At 60.5% G+C, this 18,169-nt stretch carries 18 protein-coding genes and 6 tRNA genes; 10 read left to right on the forward strand and 14 right to left on the reverse strand.

Going from position 1 to position 18,169, the window contains the following annotated elements; translation table 11 throughout:
- The first annotated feature begins 45 nt into the window (after positions 1 to 45).
- A complete protein-coding gene (gene recJ / locus JOH52_RS15815) occupies positions 46 to 1,848 on the forward strand; it encodes a single-stranded-DNA-specific exonuclease RecJ (protein WP_010969421.1) in 1,803 nt (600 codons plus the stop codon).
- Between the two features lie 73 nt (positions 1,849 to 1,921).
- Here recJ and JOH52_RS15820 read toward each other — a convergent pair.
- The 6 genes from JOH52_RS15820 to JOH52_RS15845 form a co-directional block, all read right to left on the reverse strand.
- A tRNA-Glu gene (locus tag JOH52_RS15820) sits at positions 1,922 to 1,997 on the reverse strand.
- A 181-nt stretch (positions 1,998 to 2,178) separates the two neighbouring features.
- Positions 2,179 to 2,253, reverse strand: a tRNA-Glu gene (locus tag JOH52_RS15825).
- 57 nt (positions 2,254 to 2,310) lie between these two features.
- A tRNA-Glu gene (locus JOH52_RS15830) sits at positions 2,311 to 2,386 on the reverse strand.
- A gap of 217 nt (positions 2,387 to 2,603) precedes the next feature.
- Positions 2,604 to 2,679, reverse strand: a tRNA-Glu gene (locus JOH52_RS15835).
- A 161-nt stretch (positions 2,680 to 2,840) separates the two neighbouring features.
- Complete coding sequence (locus JOH52_RS15840; RefSeq protein ID WP_010969420.1) at positions 2,841 to 4,160, reverse strand: YcbK family protein; 1,320 nt, start codon at positions 4,158 to 4,160, stop codon at positions 2,841 to 2,843.
- A gap of 391 nt (positions 4,161 to 4,551) precedes the next feature.
- Positions 4,552 to 4,992, reverse strand: coding sequence for a VOC family protein (locus tag JOH52_RS15845; RefSeq protein WP_003530919.1), 441 nt, complete (start codon positions 4,990 to 4,992; stop codon positions 4,552 to 4,554).
- Between the two features lie 196 nt (positions 4,993 to 5,188).
- Between JOH52_RS15845 and JOH52_RS15850 the strand changes: the two genes are divergently transcribed.
- From JOH52_RS15850 to JOH52_RS15870, 5 genes are all read left to right on the forward strand, one after another.
- Positions 5,189 to 5,767 carry a cold-shock protein gene (locus JOH52_RS15850; protein WP_003530922.1) on the forward strand — a complete coding sequence of 193 codons (579 nt, stop codon included), beginning with the start codon at positions 5,189 to 5,191 and terminating at the stop codon, positions 5,765 to 5,767.
- Complete coding sequence (locus tag JOH52_RS15855) at positions 5,767 to 6,258, forward strand: DUF192 domain-containing protein (RefSeq protein ID WP_010969419.1); 492 nt, start codon at positions 5,767 to 5,769, stop codon at positions 6,256 to 6,258. The genes JOH52_RS15850 and JOH52_RS15855 overlap by 1 nt, the downstream gene beginning before the upstream one ends.
- 80 nt (positions 6,259 to 6,338) lie before the next feature.
- Positions 6,339 to 6,415 (forward strand) — tRNA-Pro (locus tag JOH52_RS15860).
- Positions 6,416 to 6,467: 52 nt separating this feature from the next.
- Positions 6,468 to 6,773: an ETC complex I subunit gene (locus JOH52_RS15865; protein WP_003530925.1), complete on the forward strand. Its 306-nt coding sequence runs from the start codon at positions 6,468 to 6,470 to the stop codon at positions 6,771 to 6,773.
- A 17-nt stretch (positions 6,774 to 6,790) separates the two neighbouring features.
- Positions 6,791 to 6,867, forward strand: a tRNA-Arg gene (locus JOH52_RS15870).
- 328 nt (positions 6,868 to 7,195) lie between these two features.
- Here JOH52_RS15870 and JOH52_RS15875 read toward each other — a convergent pair.
- The 5 genes from JOH52_RS15875 to JOH52_RS15885 all read right to left on the reverse strand — a co-directional run bounded on the left by JOH52_RS15875 (position 7,196) and on the right by JOH52_RS15885 (position 11,063).
- The gene (locus tag JOH52_RS15875; protein ID WP_014529488.1) at positions 7,196 to 8,233 is read right to left on the reverse strand and encodes a calcium-binding protein; all 1,038 of its coding nucleotides are present in this window, start codon (positions 8,231 to 8,233) and stop codon (positions 7,196 to 7,198) included.
- A gap of 360 nt (positions 8,234 to 8,593) precedes the next feature.
- Complete coding sequence (locus tag JOH52_RS35075) at positions 8,594 to 8,854, reverse strand: hypothetical protein (RefSeq protein ID WP_013844482.1); 261 nt, start codon at positions 8,852 to 8,854, stop codon at positions 8,594 to 8,596.
- Positions 8,855 to 9,410: 556 nt separating this feature from the next.
- Positions 9,411 to 9,596 carry a hypothetical protein gene (locus tag JOH52_RS36140; protein ID WP_017273565.1) on the reverse strand — a complete coding sequence of 62 codons (186 nt, stop codon included), beginning with the start codon at positions 9,594 to 9,596 and terminating at the stop codon, positions 9,411 to 9,413.
- A 361-nt stretch (positions 9,597 to 9,957) separates the two neighbouring features.
- Positions 9,958 to 10,146: a hypothetical protein gene (locus tag JOH52_RS15880; RefSeq protein ID WP_017272672.1), complete on the reverse strand. Its 189-nt coding sequence runs from the start codon at positions 10,144 to 10,146 to the stop codon at positions 9,958 to 9,960.
- 14 nt (positions 10,147 to 10,160) lie between these two features.
- Positions 10,161 to 11,063: a LysR family transcriptional regulator gene (locus JOH52_RS15885; protein WP_003530936.1), complete on the reverse strand. Its 903-nt coding sequence runs from the start codon at positions 11,061 to 11,063 to the stop codon at positions 10,161 to 10,163.
- Positions 11,064 to 11,157: 94 nt separating this feature from the next.
- On the opposite strand from JOH52_RS15885, the gene JOH52_RS15890 reads away from it, so the two are divergent.
- Together JOH52_RS15890 and JOH52_RS15895 are read left to right on the forward strand one after the other, a co-directional pair.
- The gene (locus JOH52_RS15890) at positions 11,158 to 11,823 is read left to right on the forward strand and encodes a DUF924 family protein (protein WP_010969414.1); all 666 of its coding nucleotides are present in this window, start codon (positions 11,158 to 11,160) and stop codon (positions 11,821 to 11,823) included.
- A 308-nt stretch (positions 11,824 to 12,131) separates the two neighbouring features.
- Positions 12,132 to 12,572, forward strand: a complete 441-nt coding sequence (locus JOH52_RS15895; protein WP_010969413.1) for a YybH family protein — start codon at positions 12,132 to 12,134, stop codon at positions 12,570 to 12,572.
- Positions 12,573 to 12,994: 422 nt separating this feature from the next.
- Here the strand turns inward: JOH52_RS15895 and JOH52_RS15900 are convergent, their stop codons facing one another.
- The 3 genes from JOH52_RS15900 to JOH52_RS15910 form a co-directional block, all read right to left on the reverse strand.
- Positions 12,995 to 13,201: a hypothetical protein gene (locus JOH52_RS15900; RefSeq protein WP_003530942.1), complete on the reverse strand. Its 207-nt coding sequence runs from the start codon at positions 13,199 to 13,201 to the stop codon at positions 12,995 to 12,997.
- 273 nt (positions 13,202 to 13,474) lie between these two features.
- Entirely contained in the window at positions 13,475 to 14,641 is a 1,167-nt protein-coding gene (locus tag JOH52_RS15905) for a BCCT family transporter (protein WP_010969412.1), read from the reverse strand.
- 182 nt (positions 14,642 to 14,823) lie between these two features.
- The gene (locus tag JOH52_RS15910) at positions 14,824 to 15,306 is read right to left on the reverse strand and encodes an Lrp/AsnC family transcriptional regulator (RefSeq protein ID WP_010969411.1); all 483 of its coding nucleotides are present in this window, start codon (positions 15,304 to 15,306) and stop codon (positions 14,824 to 14,826) included.
- A 35-nt stretch (positions 15,307 to 15,341) separates the two neighbouring features.
- On the opposite strand from JOH52_RS15910, the gene JOH52_RS15915 reads away from it, so the two are divergent.
- Positions 15,342 to 16,904: an aminotransferase class V-fold PLP-dependent enzyme gene (locus tag JOH52_RS15915; protein WP_017264205.1), complete on the forward strand. Its 1,563-nt coding sequence runs from the start codon at positions 15,342 to 15,344 to the stop codon at positions 16,902 to 16,904.
- Entirely contained in the window at positions 16,891 to 17,766 is an 876-nt protein-coding gene (locus JOH52_RS15920; RefSeq protein ID WP_010969409.1) for an MBL fold metallo-hydrolase, read from the forward strand. The genes JOH52_RS15915 and JOH52_RS15920 overlap by 14 nt, the downstream gene beginning before the upstream one ends.
- The last annotated feature ends 403 nt before the right edge of the window (positions 17,767 to 18,169 follow it).

Below are 18,169 nucleotides of genomic sequence, written 5' to 3' on the forward strand. Positions count from 1 at the left end.
CCGAAATCTTCGTTAAGAACGGAGGGACTTCGGGCGGGTAGACAGATGGACGTTTTGGCGGATCCGATCCAGCGGGCATTTCTCGGCGTTGAACGCTCGGTCAGCGGTCAGCGCTGGGTGTCGCGCCTCGATCAGGCGGGCCAGAACCGTGCGCTGGCCATCAGTCAGGTCCACGGCTATTCCGAACTCATCGCCCGCGTGCTTGCCGGACGCGGCGTCGGACTGGACGACGCGGCGGCATTCCTCGAGCCCACGTTGCGCGCACTGATGCCCGATCCCGACACCCTGACCGACGGCCGCAAGGCGGCCGAGCGACTCGCGGATGCTATTCGTCGCCGCGAGAAGGTGGTGATCTTCGGGGACTACGATGTCGATGGTGCGGCCTCATCCGCGCTCATGGCGCGTTTCCTGCGGCATTTCGATATCACGGCCGAGATCTATATTCCCGACCGCATCTTCGAGGGCTACGGACCGAACCCGCAGGCGATCGATCAATTGATCGATCGGGGCTCCGAACTGATCGTCACGGTCGACTGCGGCTCGACGAGCCATGAAGCGCTGGCGGTGGCGGCTGAGCGCAGGACCGATGTCGTGGTCATCGACCACCATCAGGTCGGCTCAGTGCTGCCGCCGTGTCACGCCCTGGTGAATCCGAACCGGGAGGACGATCTGTCGGGGCAGGGGCATCTCTGCGCCGCGGGCGTCGTCTATCTGGTACTCGTCAATACATTGCGCGTGCTCCGCCTCAGGGGCGACCCGCGCGCGGCATCCTTCGACCTTCTGTCGTTGCTCGATCTGGTGGCGCTTGCGACCGTCTGCGACGTGGTGCCGCTCAAGGGTCTCAACCGGGCCTATGTCGTCAAGGGACTGCTTGCCGCACGGCACATGGGCAATGCGGGCCTTGCCGCACTCTTGCGCAAGGCGGCGATCGGCGGACCCGTGACCCCCTATCATCTCGGCTTCCTGCTTGGCCCGCGGATCAATGCCGGCGGGCGTATCGGCGACGCTGCGCTCGGCAGCCGTCTGCTGACCCTCGACGTTGCCGCGGCGGCGGAAGCCATCGCCAGCCAGCTCGATGAACTCAATCGCGATCGCCAGGCGATGGAGGCGGCGATGCTTGCGGAGGCGGAAGCCGAGGTGCTGGCGGAATACGGAACGGGCGAGGGCGCGTCGGTGATCGTCACAGCCAGGCAGAACTGGCACCCCGGCATCGTCGGTCTCATTGCGGCGCGCATTAAGGAGAAATTCCGCCGGCCGGCCTTTGCAATTGCGTTCGATCCGAACGGCCGTGGAACCGGATCCGGCCGTTCGATCAACGGTTTCGACATGGGGCGGCTCGTCCGTGCGGCCGTCGACAACGGCCTGCTGGTCAAAGGCGGTGGGCACGCAATGGCTGCCGGGCTGACGGTCGAGCGCGGTAAGCTCGGCCAGCTTCGGCAATTCTTCGAAGAGCGCGCCGAAACTGCCATTCGCGATCTCGTCGCCGTCCAAACGCTGAAGGTCGATGGCGCGCTGGCCGCCGCCGGGGCGACGCTCGACCTCGTCGATCTTCTCGACCAGGCGGGCCCATATGGCTCCGGCCATCCGCAACCGCTCTTTGCCTTCCCGCAGCATCGGCTGCGGGATAGCCGCCAAGTCGGGGCCAACCACGTGAAGGTGACGCTCGAGGGGCAGGACGGCAGCCGCATGGAAGGCATCGCCTTCCGCGCGGCGGAGACGCCGCTCGGCGATTTCCTGCTCGGCAACCGCGGCGCCACCGTTCATGTTGCGGGTTCCGTGTCAGCGGATCTGTGGCAGGGGACACGCAAGGTTCAACTGCGTGTGACGGACGCGGCGAAGGCTAACTGAGGCGTGATCCGACGCGGCGGTTCCCAGCCGAATCAGCCTCTTATGAAATTCTCTTAAAGACTTTGAAGAGGAATGGCACGCCCAACGGGAATCGAACCCGTGTTTCCGCCGTGAAAGGGCGGCGTCCTAGACCGCTAGACGATGGGCGCCTGCTGCAGCGTTTTGTGCTCCGAAAGGCGCACGCGCTGTAAGACAAGGCGGCTTATAGAGAGCGCTTCGGATTCTCGCAAGAGACCGCGAGCGGTAAATTTCGATTTTCCTTGGAAAAAGATCGGGAGCAAACGCAGGCGCTATTCGGAAGCGAAATGGTGCGCTTTCAGGGTAAGAAATTGGTACGCCCAACGGGACTCGAACCCGTGTTACCGCCGTGAGAGGGCGGCGTCCTAACCGCTAGACGATGGGCGCCTGCTGGTGACGATCAGCACCATACTATGAAAAACATGAAATGGAAAAGAGGTGGAATGGCACGCCCAACGGGAATCGAACCCGTGTTTCCGCCGTGAAAGGGCGGCGTCCTAGACCGCTAGACGATGGGCGCCTGCTGCAGCAACCTTTGTACCTCTGAAAAGGCGCAAGCCGCTGTAAGACAAGGCGGCTTATAGAGAGGGCATCGGGTTCATGCAAGTGATGAGAGGCGATTATTTTGTTTTTTCGGCAAGAGATTCGCGCAGGTCACCTCGTTCCTATGGTGACGGAAAGCATAGGCGTCTCATTCGCGCGCAAGGCGAAGTATCCACAAGTATAAGAGGGGGAAGTGGCACGCCCAACGGGAATCGAACCCGTGTTTCCGCCGTGAAAGGGCGGCGTCCTAGACCGCTAGACGATGGGCGCCTGCTGCAGCAACCTTTGTGCCTCCGATAAGACGCAAGTCGCTGTAAGACGAGGCGGCTTATAGAGAGGGCTTCGGATTCCCGCAAGTGGCAGTTTTCATTTTTTCTCGGAAAAATCGCCTCTGATCACGACGGGCCTTGTTTGAATGTAGCGATCGCCGATCAGCCTTTGCGACGGCGACAGCGCCAGTTCCAGTCGCGCTGGGGGCCGATGTCGATATGGACGGAGTTGGTATGGCAGTAGGTGCCGACGCCGCCGCGGCCGGGAACGTTGCGCAGGAAATTCGCTAGCTCCCATTTGCTGACGCCCGCCACCTGGATATCCGCCGCCTCGCAGCGTGTGTGGAGAGACTGGCGCTTGCGGTTGACCTTGATGGCGCGCAGGCCCGAGGTGACCATGACTTTGCGGCCGTAGTGACCCTCCACCGTCTTCAGGATGTCGAGAAGCTCCGGTTTGAAACAGCCTGTTTCCACCTTCTCCGTTTGCAGGATGAGGCCGCTCGGCGTGAGTCGGGCAAGGCCGGAGAGGTTCGCCACTTCCAGGGGCGCGTCGTCCTCGTCAGCCTCGTGCGCTTCGTGTTCCATGCTGAAAAGCGGGTTCATATTGACGCCGGGCAGTGAGGTATAGGCGAGGGAAGCCACCTGCGGCTGTCCCGCATTGTTTGCGGTAATCGTTTTCTTCTCGCCTGCCGGCACAGCGCGTATCGAGTCGGCCCGCGGCTTTTCCCTGCGTTTCGGCGCAAACAGGCTTGCGAGGGTCCAGGTCTTCTTCGTCTCTTGAGTCTCTTTCTCGCCTTGGGTGGGGCCCGCCGGTTGGGTGGCATCCGCCGGCGTCCCCGAGGCGACTTCGACCGGCTGCAGGGCGGCCGCCGTCGCGCCTGATAATGCGGCCTGCGCGCTCAAAGGCAACGGAACGGCCGCGGGCGTATCGCTTTCGCCGGTGGCTGCCGGAGTTGCACCAGCGATCGCTTCGTTTGCCGCTGGAACGTCGCCTGCCGCGCCCTGTTGCGGTTGAATAACCGGTTGGGCCTCGGATTGCCCGTTGCTGAAGAGGCTATTGGCCTTGGCATTCATAGTCGGTGATGCGCCGGCCGGCGGCGTTGCCGTCGGCTGGCTGCTTGGGTCCGGCTGCGCTGCCCCGGACGGGCCTGCTGGCGATTGCCCGTAGATGCTCGATGATGTCGCGCGCAGCGCAGTGCCCTGCATGGCCAGGCCGGGCTGCATGGCGGCGCTGCTTTGGCCCGGTGCGCCGTCGGACGCCTGCGCCGTCGTGCCGGCACCAGGCGCAGCCTCTTGCCCGTCTTGCATCGTCTCCTGGGATGCCGCCGGCGCTGCTTCCGCCACCTGTTGGGATTTGAGCTGGCCGATTGTCTCGTTGTCGGCGACGGCCGACACACAGCCGGCCAGTGCCAGCAGCGATACGGATAGTGCCGCGGCGCGTCCGATCGTCAGGAGCCTGTATCCTGGTTCCAGATGTTGCAACGCCTTTTCCCCGCTCTCCGTGCATGCGGGTGGCCTTGCACCGCGCACACAACACGTCCCGGTTCCGAATACTGTCCGGAACGGCACAACAATTTCACGCGGAGGGCGCTAGGCTCCCCACGGGAAAGGTCAGGCAAGTATAGGGCTATCCCCGCAAGTGACGACGAAGCAGAGCCCCGTTTCAACGTCTGCGCGGCAAGGTAATGAACGCCGCGTGTTTTGTAAACCTGCACCAACCTATTTCAGCTTCGCAAAATATAAGCGAAGGCCCGGCAATAGCCGGGCCTGAAGATCATCCGCTGTTCTATTGATCCTCTTGCTCCGGCCAGTGCCGCGCCGCTCGGCAGAGCCGGCGACGGCTGACGATTAGCCGGTGGCAGTTGTGCGAGGCTTACCAGACCCCCGTATTGGCCATCGAAGCCCAGGGTTCCTGGGCCGCCAGGTGTTCGCCTTTCTGCAGGATCTCGATCGAGATGCCGTCCGGCGAGCGGACGAAGGCCATGTGGCCGTCGCGCGGCGGACGATTGATCGTCACGCCGTTGTCCATCAGATGCTTGCAGAATGCGTAGATATCGTCGACCTCGTAGGCGAGGTGGCCGAAGTTCCGCCCGCCGGCATATTCCTCGGGATCCCAATTATAGGTGAGTTCCAGGCAGGGCGCGGCTTCATCCTTGGCGCGGTCGACATCGCCGGGGGCAGCGAGAAAGACGAGCGTGAAGCGGCCTTTCTCGTTCTCGTACCGGCGAATCTCTTGGAGCCCGAAAAGCTTGCAATAGAAATGAAGAGCCTGGTCGAGGTCTTTGACGCGAACCATTGTATGCAGATACCGCATTGGAGAATGTCCCTGTTTCGTGGAAGATGGCGTATAGTGAGGCGACGGCAAGCCAGACGCAAGGCTGCGTGCCTATAAACGTCTCAGGCCAAAATATGTCGAGGGGCTTGCACACGCGCAGCGGGACGATGTTATTCTGGCCCATAAGAATCAGTTAACCGTATCGAAGTGTTGCGCGTAACGAGGGGCTGCGAGAATGGCTGACAGGACATCTTCGAAAGACGTCATCCATAATGGCGAATTTGGCAACGACGCCCTTGATCTCATCGAAATTACCGGCGTTATCAAGTGGTTCGACGTTGCCAAGGGTTTCGGCTTCATCGTTCCGGACAACGGCATGCAGGACGTTTTGCTGCATGTGACTTGCCTCCGGCGCGACGGATATCAGACCGTTCTGGAAGGTGCCCGGGTCGTCGCTCTCATTCAGAAGCGGGATCGTGGCTACCAGGCCTTCCGCATACTCTCGATGGACCAATCGACGGCCGTTCACCCCTCCCAGCTGCCACCGGTCAGAACACATGTTCAAGTCACCCCGACGAGCGGCCTCGAGCGCGTGCTCGTGAAGTGGTTCAACCGAACCAAGGGATTCGGCTTCCTGACGCGGGGGGAGGGCACCGAAGACATTTTCGTGCATATGGAAACGCTGCGCCGCTTCGGCCTGACGGAGCTGAGGCCCGGCCAGGTGGTGCTCTGCCGTTTCGGGGACGGAGAGAAGGGTCTGATGGCTGCGGAGATTCATCCCGACGGACCGACGCCGACCACGCGGTCGCACTGATGTCCGGAGTCGTCGGCATAGCTGCAAGAAGCGCCCTGACGGCGCTTTTTTTGTTGTTGCTGCTCGTTGCCTCAGCCATGGCCGAGGTTTCCTATGCGAAGGAGCGGGTGCGGCTGATAACGGCGAGCGGACGCACGCATGATCTGACGGTGGAGCTCGCGGTCGACCCGAGTCAGCGCGAGCAGGGGCTGATGTATCGCCGGCAGATGGCGCCGGATCACGGCATGCTGTTCGATTTCGGCGAGACGCGGCCGGTGATGATGTGGATGAAGAACACCTATCTGCCGCTCGACATGCTTTTCATCGCAAGTGACGGCACGATCCGCACCATCCACGAGAACGCGGTTCCGCATTCCGAAGCGATTATCGATTCCAGGGAGCCCGTGGCCTATGTGCTCGAGCTTAACGCCGGAACCGTGAAGCGGCTCGGCGTCAGCCCCGGGGACAGGCTCGAAGGCGCGGGACTTCCGGCGACGAAGCGGGCGAACTGAAGCATCCGCCGGCTCCGCGCCAGCCGCGAAATTTGCTGTTGCAGCAGCAGGGCGAAGCGTGTATCTCCGCCTTCGTGGTGCGGAGTGTAGCGCAGTCTGGTAGCGCATCTGGTTTGGGACCAGAGGGTCGGGAGTTCGAATCTCTCCACTCCGACCATCCAATCACGTGAAAACATTGATCTCTTGGTCAACGGGAGCCGTTCGAAACAATGTCCGCGAAGATCTATCGTCCCGCAAAGACAGCAATGCAGTCCGGCAAGGCCAAGACGCATCTGTGGGTGCTGGAGTTCGATCAGGAGAGACCGCGCACGATCGACCCGATCATGGGCTATACGAGTTCCGCCGACACGCGGCAGCAGGTTCGCCTGACCTTCGAAAGTGCTGAGCAGGCGATCGCCTATGCCGAGCGCAACGGCATCGAGTATCGTGTGATCGCGCCCAAGGATGCGGCTCGCAAGAATGTTTCCTATTCGGACAATTTCCGTTTCAACCGGATGCAGCCCTGGACCCATTGAGGCTCACGTGCTGAGACGGCCCCTTAGCTCAGCTGGATAGAGCACCTGCCTTCTAAGCAGGTTGTCGCAGGTTCGAGTCCTGCAGGGGTCGCCAACCACCATCTAAGTTATTGATCTTATTTTAAGGTGCGACCTACATTCTGTTCGCTAGGCGTTCCGAAGCCGCCTTTGCGAGGCGCTTCTTATCGGCTTCCTTCGTGTAGATCTCGGCCATTGCGAGCGGTGGATGTCCAACCTTCGGGGGTCGGTTCATTCGGGCGGGTCTTTTTATTGCCTATAGGGCAGACACTCCCTCCCGAACAGTAGGGCGAAACATGGCTCGGACCCGCGATCAGATCGCGGGTCTAGCTGCGGCCATGTTTACGAAAGTACCGCCTATGAACCTGCTGTTGACTGCTCGAGGCTGATAGACTTGATCGCAGTTAAAGGAAGAAATCGTCGACCCTGAGGCTCGTGGCGCCGTTCACCCTTACCTGGAAATCAGCGTAGCCATCGCCATTGACGTCGCCAGAGATGATTCCGGAGCGGAAGTTGAGCTCTCCAGCCTCGCCCGAGAAGGCATTCCCGCCGATATAGGTGAAGCTCTGGTTTCCGCTCCAGGTCGTGTCCGCATCGATTGTGGAAAGATCGATGACGTCGAATTCCGACCGATGGAAATCGGTGATCACATCGCGCCGGCTGCCTACGGCCGATTCGCTGATTGAGTTGAAATCGAAACTGTCGGTGCCGGTTCCGCCGACCAGGTAGTCGAAGCCGGTGCCGCCGCGCAGGATGTCGGCGCCGGAACCACCATAAAGGTCGTCGTCGCCGCTGCCGCCGTCGAGAACATCATTACCGCCGAGGCCCTCGATAATGTCGTGGCCGCCGAGCCCGCGCAGGGTGTTGGCTACGGCGCTGCCGGTAATATCATCATGGCCGTAATTCGTGCCGGTGGCGTTTTCAATGCTAATGAGGTCCTCACGCCGACCGCTGCCGGTGGTCGCATAGTTATAGCCGAGGTCGATCGTCACGCCCATGCCGCGCTCCGCGCTCCAATCATCCTGGAACTGGTAGCTGATAGTGTCGGTGCCCGTGCCGCCGTTGAAGTAGTTGTTGAAGCCGACTGAGAAGAAGGTGTCGTTACCGCTTTCGCCGTAATAATCGCTCGCATAGCCTTCGATCTCGAAACGGTCATTGCCGCTGCCGCCATAGACAATGTCGTAGGAGCTGGCATCGCGTACGCGAATGTCGGCGACATAGATGTCGTTGCCGCCACCAAGGTAGATGTCGTTGCCTCCTTCGTAGGAGTTCACCACGAGATCGTTGCCGTAGCCCGCATCGACGAAATTGTATCCGCCGTAGCTGTCAGTCCGGTTCAGGTAGATGTCGTCGTCGCCATCGTAGGCGTAGATCTCGATCGCGATATAGCCGTTCTGCTTGATGATGTCGGCGTAGTTCGTTCCGTAGATGCGCGTAGCCATTGCTCGACCTTTCGGCAAAACCATTGAAATCTCAGGCTGATCATCGATCAGCATAGCTGAATGGCCGGTGAACTGATTGCGGCGCTTTCGTGATTTTATCGTCCATAGGGCAGGCAATTCCTCCCGAACGGTAAGGTGGCAAAATTGCTCGGGATACTCTTCCCGTCGCCCCCGATATTCGGGGCCGTGGCTGGGCTGAAACGTTCCTTAAGCAGGAGCGTTTCTTAGCTAGGGGCGCACCAAAGGAGGAATGCGATGCGTCCTTCCGAACGCGTCAAGGTTATAGAATGGGTCGCAGCTTTCGCCGCAGTCGCTTATATCGCCGCGCTTCTTGTGGCGGTGCTGCCTTGAGGGCGTCTTTCAAGCAAGCCCCGACAATTGCCGCTGCTTGCGAATGTAAGCGATTGCGGCTGCTTCAAGGCTTTTGCACTCCGTTTCGGACCTGAGCAGGGCCCCTTCGTCTTTCAGGGCTGAGCAGCGAAGGAGGTCGCGCCGTAAACACGCATGCTCGTAAGCCTCGCAGAGCTTCCGAAATGCCGGGCTTTGCATCATCCACGCGCTGCCGCGGAGATCTGGGGCTGCCAAAAACAGCCGTGCCATTCCTGCCTTTTGCACATCCATGTCGGCGCTCGCAAACTTCGTCGAGCTAACCGTTGCAACAGATACTGTTAGGAAAGGTTCCACGCGGCACCTCTGTAGCTTCGCCGGCTTTGATTAGGTCGATGCCTCCCATAGGAAGACCGCCAACGCGGTTCCAAGGACAGTCATGACGGCCAGCTTTAAAGCTTTCATTCTGCGTGTTCTTTTGCCGCTCCAGTCGTAATCCATCGTGGTCACCGTGCCAGCGAGGTTGGCCGCCTCGGCGGCGGCAGGCCTCTGACCGCCTTCGTGTCAGCCCCAGGACGAGGCCAGCTGCCAGAAGCGCCCGACCTCTAACCGCCTCCTCCCCGTGCGAGACGGCTGAAAGAACCTAGCGCCTCACGCCTGCTGAGGGTCATTAGCCCATCCGTCGTAATCCCACACCTCATGGTCGTAATCAGGAGATACCAATGAGCGCCATCACCGCTCAGCAGGTTCGCTCTGCCGCAAAGGGCAAAGTGCGCTTGGCGTGACTTTGCTGATGTCGTCAAGCGCGGCCTGGCGATACTTCTTCGGGGAGGGTGACGCCGCGTCCGGCTTATCGAAGTGACAGCCACCTTCTGCCGAGATATTCCAGCGCCTTCAGGCGTCCGGGATCGGCATCGCGGATGACGCCAACCGACTTCCGCCGCTTCGCAATCGTTTTCTTTCCAGTTTCTAGTCCCGTATTCTCTTCGGATGATGCACTTTGCTCCGGCAACGCGTGGTCGTCTCTGTCTTGCATCAATCAATTCCCCAATGCGCTGTAGTTGGTGGAGCCTCAGAGCTGCGGAGAAGGGACAATCTTTACAGCTCTGAGGCCATCACTCACCCAAGCGGCTGGGTCGCCGCTCGAGGGTGACAACTCCAATATGCGTGAAAGGTTTCGCTCGGCGGCGTGCCTCAGACCTTTGTCATTGATCAACCAGACAAAGGTCCGATACTGCCTCTTGAACCCGCTTTCGCCCTCACTATCTCCATAGCAGAAGCGACGTTCGAAGCGGTTCCCTTGGATGGAACGGGGCGAATGGGCCCAGCTAGTTGATGACAACGTCGTAATCGGAGCTGCAGCGGATCCGGCCAATCCAACTGCAGCTCTGTTTGCGTCAGGCCATCTCGCGATCTTGAGGAGCGGGGCTGCCGCCGTCGTCGTCCCCGCCGTCATCGTCAGGCCACCAGCCCTTCCAATCGTCTCCCGGCGCTTCCTTCGCTTGACGTCCGTCCAGACGGGCGATGAGCATCATCACCAGCTCGTGTTCCGAATCTCTCTGGATCATCGATCGTGTAGCAGGCATTGCGAAACTGCACGTCAGTGGGTTCGCCCAAGCACATCGAGGAGCCAAACGAGGCCGCCGTCCATGAGCGCTGCCTTCGGAGCCACCGCCTGAATGGTGGGCGCGCCGAGATCCAGCGGCAGCTTTGCAGTAGCGACTGCGAAACGCTCCGCATGCATCTCGACGAACCGTTTCGGCAGGACGCAGACGAGCTGCGTCTTGGTGAGGAGATCGAGCGCCAGCATGAAATTCGGCACGGCCAAGGCCACGCGACGGGAAAGGCCACGGCTTTCGAGCAACTCGTCGACGATGCCCGATGGGTCGCCTCTCGGCGCGACGAGCAGGTGCTGCATGCGGCAGTAGTTCTCGAGCGTCGGGTTTTTCAGGAAGGGATGACGGCTCTGCGCGGCGATCACGAAGTCGTCCTCGTACAGCCGTTGGGCGGCGAATCGGGCCGGCAGCTCGTAAAAAGGTGCGATCGCCACATCGATCAGCCGCCCGTCGAGATCGGAAAGCGCCGTCTCCATCTGCATGTGCCGGACGACGAGATCGATGCCCGGCGCAGTGCGGGCGATCTCGTCGAGCAACGGCGGCAGGAAAACCGAAAAGCCGTCGGCCGTGCCGATCGTGAAGCGGCGGCGGGAGCGCGCCGGATCGAAGGGTTCGGCGGTGGAGATGACAGTTCTCACTCGCGCGAGGACATCGCGGATCGGCGCCTCCAGTTCCTTTGCCCGCTCGGTCGGCACCACACCCTTCGGCGTCTTTAGGAATAGCGGATCGTTGAGCAGGCGCCGCAAGCGGCCGAGACCGTGGCTGACGGCGGACGCGGAGAGGTTCAGCCTTTCCGCGGCGCGACCGACATTCCTCTCGTCGAATACCGTTTCGAAGAGCACCAGCAGGTTGAGGTCGGCGCGAGAGAGATCGATTTCGTTCAGCATAATGGTGAAATCATATCAGTTCATTCAGCATCGGCAAAGGCGTAGTCCTTCGGCGTGGCGAGGCCTTGCGGTCTCCAACCAAGCGGAGGAACAAATGAGCGATTTCATCGGCTACATCGAAGCCCTGGCGCTGCGCAACTCGCAGCCTGCAGAGGAGCAAAGCCGCGCGCCAGCACTTGCTGATCGGGCCTTCAACATGCGGCTGCGCGAGGCGCTTGCGGGGAGCGACGAGGCAGCGGCCATCATTCGCTTCTGGCGCGAAGCGGGGCCGACGCGGTGGTTCGCCAAGGAGGCCGAATTCGACCGCGCCTTTCGCGAGCGCTTCCTCACAAGCCATAAGGCGGCGGCGCGCGGTGAGCTCCTGGATTGGACGGTTTCGCCGGAGAAGACTCTGGCACTCATTCTTCTTCTTGATCAATTCCCCCGCAACGCTTTTCGCGGCACGCCACGCGTGTACGAGACCGACGCACTGGCGCTCGGCGTTGCACGGGCGGCGATCAACGCGGGTTACGATCTCAAGGGACCGGCCGACCTGAAGCTCTTCTTCTATCTTCCCTTCGCCCACTCGGAAAGGCTCGCCGATCAGGAACAATCGGTCGAGCTTGCGCGCCGCCTCGGCGAGCCGAGCCTTTCGCACGCCAAAGGCCACCGCGACATCATCCGCCGCTTCGGCCGCTTCCCGCACCGGAACTGGATACTCGCAAGAGCAATGACGGAGGATGAGCAGCGGTTCCTGGACGAGGGCGGGTTTGCGGGCTGAGGTATAGGTGCCGTGACGGACTTGTGGAGGATCCATAAATCCAGGCGAGCATGGAAAGGAAGTGCAGGGCCATGCGCGACGGGTGCCTCCAGATACCTCCCGGAGGACTGCAATCTCTCTCACTCTCATCCCTGTGACGAGCACAGGGATGAGGAGATCAAACAAGCGGCGGCGGGAATCCCGAATCTCAACAGGCCCAATCATCGGAACACTGCTACCCGAATGGGTGAGTTAACTCCCCGGCAATCGGAGCGTATGCTTTGTAAGACGGCATCTTTCCATGCCGCCATCCTTTTGGGGAGGATGCCATGGCCAGACTTCTGACTGCCATGTTCGCCGTGTTCGGTATTTGCCTCTTCTCGCTCGCCTCTGCCAGGGCCGACCCGGGCGACGACGTAAAGGCCGCCTACTCGGCGTGGGACGCAGCATTCAACAATGCGGACGCAAAAGCCATCGCGGCGTTCTACACGGACGACGCTATTTTCTTGCCTGCCACCCATGACGTGATCAAGGGACCTGCCGGGGTTGAGAAATTCTTTGGCGGGATCTTCGGCATGGGCGTGACAGGCCACAAGCTTGAATTGATCGAGGCGCAAGGCGAGGGCAACCTGCTGATCGGCACAGCGAAATGGTCGGCCAAGGGCAAAGACGCCAAAGGTGCCGATCAGCCATGGGCTGGAGTGGCAACCCATGTCTTTGAGAAACAGGCAGACGGCAGCCTGAAACTCAGAGTGCACACGTTCAACTGAGATCCACGCGTCCCGCGAAGCCAAGTGCGACAGTGTACTATCTTGCAAATGGCCTTCGGCTTCTTTGGAGCCGCCGACAGCCATGACGGGTTCGGACGGCTGGGGCGATGATCGACCCGGTGGGCGGCGCCTCCGGTTCTCGCTCGACCGCAAGTATGCTCATCACGATAGAGATGAGCACGAGTATGAGCACCAGAAAGGCGAGTCCCGCTTTATCCATCCCCCATCATGGCAAGGTGAATGCGAGCAAACCGGGGCAAACATCGACGAAGAAGGTCACCGACGCCTGTCACGGTTAATTTTATCTGAATCAACCTGCTCCTGCCGCAACCGGGCATCTCGACGCCGGACGGCACACAGTTTTCCCGCGAATGCTCCGGACGGCTGCGATCCGTTCCGGCCGATCGTTTGCCACGCCCGCGTCAGGAATGCAGCGTCAGTTTTTTCAGTATCTCGATCCTTCGCTCGCCCGATTGATAGATCGAGATCAATCTTGCGGCCAGCGCCTCCGCCTGGTCGCCGCAGTTGGGTACCTGACGCTCTTCCAGCAGTTGCTCGAACACACGGCCGAGTAAATCGATTTCGCCGGGATGAAAGGCTTGGGGAGAGTAGTTCCGGGATGCCGACACAGCGCGCAACTCCTCGGCTTGGGGCGAAAGCGCTATGATCTCCCGGCCATCGGCGCCCGTGCCACATGCCGATGATCGTGAAGCCTACGCTCATTTGCGCAATTGGCGACGCCTCGGCGGTTGCAAAGGATATCGACAAGGCCGAGCCGCGCAAATTCAGCCCCTAGATCACGTCGGGTCGACCTCAAAACATGAACGTGATCGATTCCAAAAAGTTGAGACGCGGGATGCGGGCGGAAAACCGCACACACTTTTCCTCATCCCGCTCTGGCCTTAAGCTGCGGCGCACCGCGCCTCGGTCACTGCCGCCCGAACATGGACGTGGTGGCGCAGAATGAGCACATAGATCGCCGCGTAAATGCCGATCACGATCACGCCCACCCATTCGATCCTGAACGGCGTGAACTGGTAGGCCATGACCAGGCCGAGCTGAAGAAGGAAGTGCAGCGGATAGTATGCTCTCGCTCCGAGCCGCGACTTCGTCCAGCCGAGATTGAGGCCGTAGAGACGGATCAGGGAGTCGAGCGAATTCACGACGAAGATGATGCCGACCGTGACCATGAACCAGTTCAGCCATGTCGGAAAAACGATCTGCTGCTGGAAATAGATGTAAAGCACCGCGAACCACACTGCCAAGGGGATCGAAGGCAGGAGGATCATGGCGACCGCCAGCCGCCATGTCCTCAGCCCTCCGGCGAACATGGAAACGAACTGGCCGATCATGATGCTCCAGGAGAACCACCAGAAAAGGTAGAACTCGTGATATTCGGTGATCGGGCTGACGAAGCGGTGCAGATTGGCAAAATAGTCCGACAGCAGGCCCATATTCGACGCAAGGCCGCTGATGCCTATATCACTGTAATAATAGGCGGCTGCCAAAAGCGCCACGACAGCCAGGGTCACGAACATCCATGTCGAGGTGACGGCCAGCCATTTCATGAAGCTGACGTTGCTGCTGGAATAGACGGACGCCGCGATGACGGCGACGACGATAGCCCAGCGCGCCGGCATCGAGATTCCCTCGATGTAGCTCGGCAATGCCGTGAGGAAGAGATAGCAGGTGAACGCGCATGTCGCGATGACCGTGAGATTGTAGACCCATTTGACGAGGGCGATCTCGAAGATCCTGAGCCGAGGCTCGAGCACCACGAAGTAGAAGGCCGAGAGGAAGTACATCATCCAGACCAATGGTCCCCACATGCCGAACTCGATTGCGAGGGGATTAGTGAAGCCGTAGGCGTCATCAGCCGCATAGGCCGGGAACTCGGTCAAGGGGAGCATGACCAGGCCCATATCCAGGCCAGCCGTGAACAGCAGCGCCACGAAGGTGTATATGCCGACAGGAGTTTGCCCGCGACAGTGGACACTGCCCCAGCGGACGATGACGAAGACGGCGCTGAGAAGGACCGCCGCATAGGCGGTGCTGATGATATAGCTCACGGCAGATCTCCCCCTCTTGTCGTCCCGCCGCATCCGATCGGACGGGAGCGGCATGAGGCCATAAGCGTGCCGATTTCAAACGCCCATGAGCGACGCGGCGCTAATCGTGAACGACGCGCACCGCGGCCGTTTCGAGCCGCAAGCGATCGACAATGGCCCTGAAAGTGCGCAATTCGAGAGGCTCACCGGAGACGCGTCAAATCCACAGGGCGGTTGTCAATGATCGCTTCCATCGAAAAGAAGCCCGTCACGGTGGCGAGGTCGAAATTTGTGATGAGCTTCTGATAAAAGGCGTCATAGCCGGACATGCCCCTGGTGACGACTTTGATCAGGTAGTCCCATTCCCCGCCGATGCGGTAAAAATCAATGACTTCTGGAAGTTTCTCGACATGCGCCCTGAAGCCGTCGCTCCACTCCTTGGAGTGGTGACGGGTGCGAATCATCACGAACACGATGAGATCGAGGCCCAACGCGCCGATATCTATATCGCTATGGGACCCGCGGATCATTCCGATCGAGTGAAGCCGCTGGAGACGGCGCCAGCAGGCATTTTGCGACAACCCTACCTTCTCGGCCAGTTCGCGCTGCGAGAGGTTCGAATCCTTCTGCAGCGCCGCCAGGATCTTCAGATCGACTCCATCGACTTTAGCTTGAGATTCGATCATGTGACACAAAATCCGGGATGAACTGCAGAAAATAGGTGAACATTTCGACGGTGCGGCAGAATACAATCGATGTCAACATCCAAGCCTCGGAGGTGATCGTGCAAGCTGTCCGCTATGAGCCAAAAGACAACGTCACGCCTCTTGAGCGGTTTCGCCGAGGGCTGGACCGCAGCGGTGTTATAGAATTCCTGCGGGATGATCTCGTCGGGGCCACTTCGCAGATCGAGGGGCCCTACGGCATCAGGAACCTGGTCTATGCCGACTATGTTGCATCCGGCCGGGCGCTTCTAACAGTTGAACGTTTCATCCTGGAAGACGTTCTGCCATTTTACGCCAACAGCCATACCGAGGCTTCCTACTGCGGCGGTTTCATGACCCGCATGCGGCGGGAGGCGCGGGCGTTGATCGCCGAATGCTGCGGAGCGGATGAGAGACATGCGGTCATCTTTACCGGATCCGGCGCGACTTCAGGGCTGAACCGCCTCGTCAAACTGTTCGGCGTCACCGAAGCGATCGCGGCAGGGAAGACCGTGCGGGTCATCATTGGTCCGTACGAGCACCACTCCAACATACTTCCCTGGCGCGAAAGCGGGGCGGAAATCGTAGAGCTGACCGAGTCGCCCATGGGCGGGCCGGACCTTTTCCTTCTGGATCAGGCGCTGCGAACCGGATCTCCCGACCTGACCATCTGTACATTGTCCGCGGCCTCGAACATTACGGGAATCACCAGCGACGTCGCGGCGATTACCGACTTGGTGAAATCGGCCGGGGCCAAGATGATCTGGGATTATGCAGGGGCCGGTCCCTATGTACCGATTTCCATGTCGCCGAGCGGTTCTGCGGAGATCGACGCCATCGTTCTCTCGCCACACAAGTTCATTGGCGGCCCGGGCGCTTCCGGCATTTTGATCGTCCGGCGCGACGGCCCGGCAACGAACAAGCCCTCCTGGCCGGGTGGGGGGACGGTGAAATTCGTCTCGCCGGAGACGCATGACTACAGCGACAGCCTCGAAGCCCGCGAAGAGGCGGGGACACCGAACGTCGTCGGCGACATCCGGGCGGCGCTCGCCTTTGTCGTCAAGCACGCAATCGGATTGAAGGAAATGGCGCGGCGCAATCGCCAACTTACCGTTCGTGCCTTTTCCGCATGGAAGGATGTCCCACAATTGGAGATACTTGGACTTCCTGCGCTGGACCGGCTACCGATTTTTTCCTTCCGCATCCGCAACGGCAAGGGGGGATATATGCACCAGCAACTCGTTACTCGCATGCTGAGCGACCGGTTCGGCATTCAGGCCCGTGGCGGTTGCGCCTGCGCCGGGCCCTATGTTCACAGGCTGCTGTCGATCGATGCGCAGCAGTCGGAGCAGATGCGCCAAGCCATTCTCGCCGGCGACGAAATAAAAAAGCCGGGCTTCACCCGGCTGAATTTCAGCGTTCTGCTCTCGGACGAAAAGGTGAAATTCATCCTCGATTCCGTCGCGAAACTGGCTGCCGACGCTCCGGCGTTCGAACCGGATTACGACTTCGATCCGGCACGTGCGATCTTCTTCCCTCGTGTAGCGGCCGAGAACGGAGGGGCACATGCACAGGCCTGATGTAGCTGCCTTTTACGACGCGGCCACGGGCAGCATTCAGTATGTCGTGGCCGACCCGGAAACGGGAAAATGCGCGATCATCGATCCGGTGCTCGACTTCGATCAGAAGTCGGGTTCTACCGCGACGACGAACGCCGACGCCATCCTCGATCATGTGGCCAAGCAGGGTTTGAGTGTCGAATGGATACTGGACACCCATCCGCATGCGGATCATTTCTCGGCGGCACGCTACCTCAGGGATCGAACGGGGGCGCCGACGGCCATCGGCGAGCACGTGAAAGGCGTGCAGCATATCTGGAAACAGATCTACAATTGGCCGGATTTCGTGTGTGACGGTTCGCAGTGGGATCGGCTGTTTCGCGACGGCGATATCTTCAATATCGGGAATCTCGCAGTCCGTGTACTGCACTCGCCGGGGCATACACTCGCGTCGATCAGCTACATCGTCGGCGATGCGGCCTTCATTCACGACACGTTGTTCATGCCTGACAGCGGTTCCGCCCGGGCCGACTTTCCCGGCGGCAGCGCCGAGAGCCTGTGGAACTCGATTCAGGCCATTCTTGCCCTTCCGGGCGAGACCCGCCTCTTCACCGGACATGACTATCGGCCAGGCGGCCGTGACGCTTTGTGGCAAAGTACGGTGGCGGAACAGAAAGCAAAGAATGCGCATGTTGCCGGAAAATCACGGACGGATTTCGTCAATCTGCGGGAGGCGCGCGACAAGACCTTGCCGATGCCCAAGCTTATCCTCCATGCCCTGCAGGTAAACATTCGCGGCGGAGAACTGCCTGCCGTCGAGGCCAATGGCCGCCGCTACCTCAAGATACCGCTGGACGCCTTTCCCGGTGCCGTCTGGGAATGACGAGGGCAGGGACGATCTTCGTATGGATTCCATGGATCACTAGAGGGGCACGTATTGTCCCCGCATCGCCGGGGAGCGTTCGCCCCTCATCCGGCTGCCGCCACCTTCTCCCCGCAGGCGGGGAGAAGGGACAAGCGGCGCCAACCGAACCCCGCATTCACCGTCCGCCCGAGGGAGCGAGCGGGCGCGGCATATCCCTTCTCCCCGCCTGCGGGGAGAAGGTGGCGGCAGCCGGTTGAGGGGCAACCCCGACCGAGCGGGGTTGAGGCGGTTGGGTTCCCGAGGGATCCTTTCATGAGCAGTATCCGCCGCACCGGCGCGCAAGAGATATGTGCATGCCGTAGCATCGAAAATGGAGAAGGTGCCGGCAGGCGGATGAGGGGCGGCTCCAATCCAATGCTGT

The sequence above is a fragment of the Sinorhizobium meliloti genome, assembly GCF_017876815.1.
In the GTDB taxonomy this organism is placed as follows: Bacteria; Pseudomonadota; Alphaproteobacteria; order Rhizobiales; family Rhizobiaceae; genus Sinorhizobium; species Sinorhizobium meliloti.

Excerpts from the sequence above, each read along its gene's own strand:
- recJ (WP_010969421.1), top strand. The coding sequence starts at position 46 with ATGGACGTTTTGGCGGATCCGATCCAGCGGGCATTTCTCGGCGTTGAA.
- JOH52_RS15845 (WP_003530919.1), bottom strand. The coding sequence starts at position 4,992 with ATGCGGTATCTGCATACAATGGTTCGCGTCAAAGACCTCGACCAGGCT.
- JOH52_RS15850 (WP_003530922.1), top strand. The coding sequence starts at position 5,189 with ATGGCTGACAGGACATCTTCGAAAGACGTCATCCATAATGGCGAATTT.
- JOH52_RS15855 (WP_010969419.1), top strand. The coding sequence starts at position 5,767 with ATGTCCGGAGTCGTCGGCATAGCTGCAAGAAGCGCCCTGACGGCGCTT.
- JOH52_RS15865 (WP_003530925.1), top strand. The coding sequence starts at position 6,468 with ATGTCCGCGAAGATCTATCGTCCCGCAAAGACAGCAATGCAGTCCGGC.
- JOH52_RS15875 (WP_014529488.1), bottom strand. The coding sequence starts at position 8,233 with ATGGCTACGCGCATCTACGGAACGAACTACGCCGACATCATCAAGCAG.
- JOH52_RS35075 (WP_013844482.1), bottom strand. The coding sequence starts at position 8,854 with ATGGATGTGCAAAAGGCAGGAATGGCACGGCTGTTTTTGGCAGCCCCA.
- JOH52_RS36140 (WP_017273565.1), bottom strand. The coding sequence starts at position 9,596 with ATGCAAGACAGAGACGACCACGCGTTGCCGGAGCAAAGTGCATCATCC.
- JOH52_RS15880 (WP_017272672.1), bottom strand. The coding sequence starts at position 10,146 with ATGCCTGCTACACGATCGATGATCCAGAGAGATTCGGAACACGAGCTG.
- JOH52_RS15885 (WP_003530936.1), bottom strand. The coding sequence starts at position 11,063 with ATGCTGAACGAAATCGATCTCTCTCGCGCCGACCTCAACCTGCTGGTG.
- JOH52_RS15890 (WP_010969414.1), top strand. The coding sequence starts at position 11,158 with ATGAGCGATTTCATCGGCTACATCGAAGCCCTGGCGCTGCGCAACTCG.
- JOH52_RS15895 (WP_010969413.1), top strand. The coding sequence starts at position 12,132 with ATGGCCAGACTTCTGACTGCCATGTTCGCCGTGTTCGGTATTTGCCTC.
- JOH52_RS15910 (WP_010969411.1), bottom strand. The coding sequence starts at position 15,306 with ATGATCGAATCTCAAGCTAAAGTCGATGGAGTCGATCTGAAGATCCTG.
- JOH52_RS15920 (WP_010969409.1), top strand. The coding sequence starts at position 16,891 with ATGCACAGGCCTGATGTAGCTGCCTTTTACGACGCGGCCACGGGCAGC.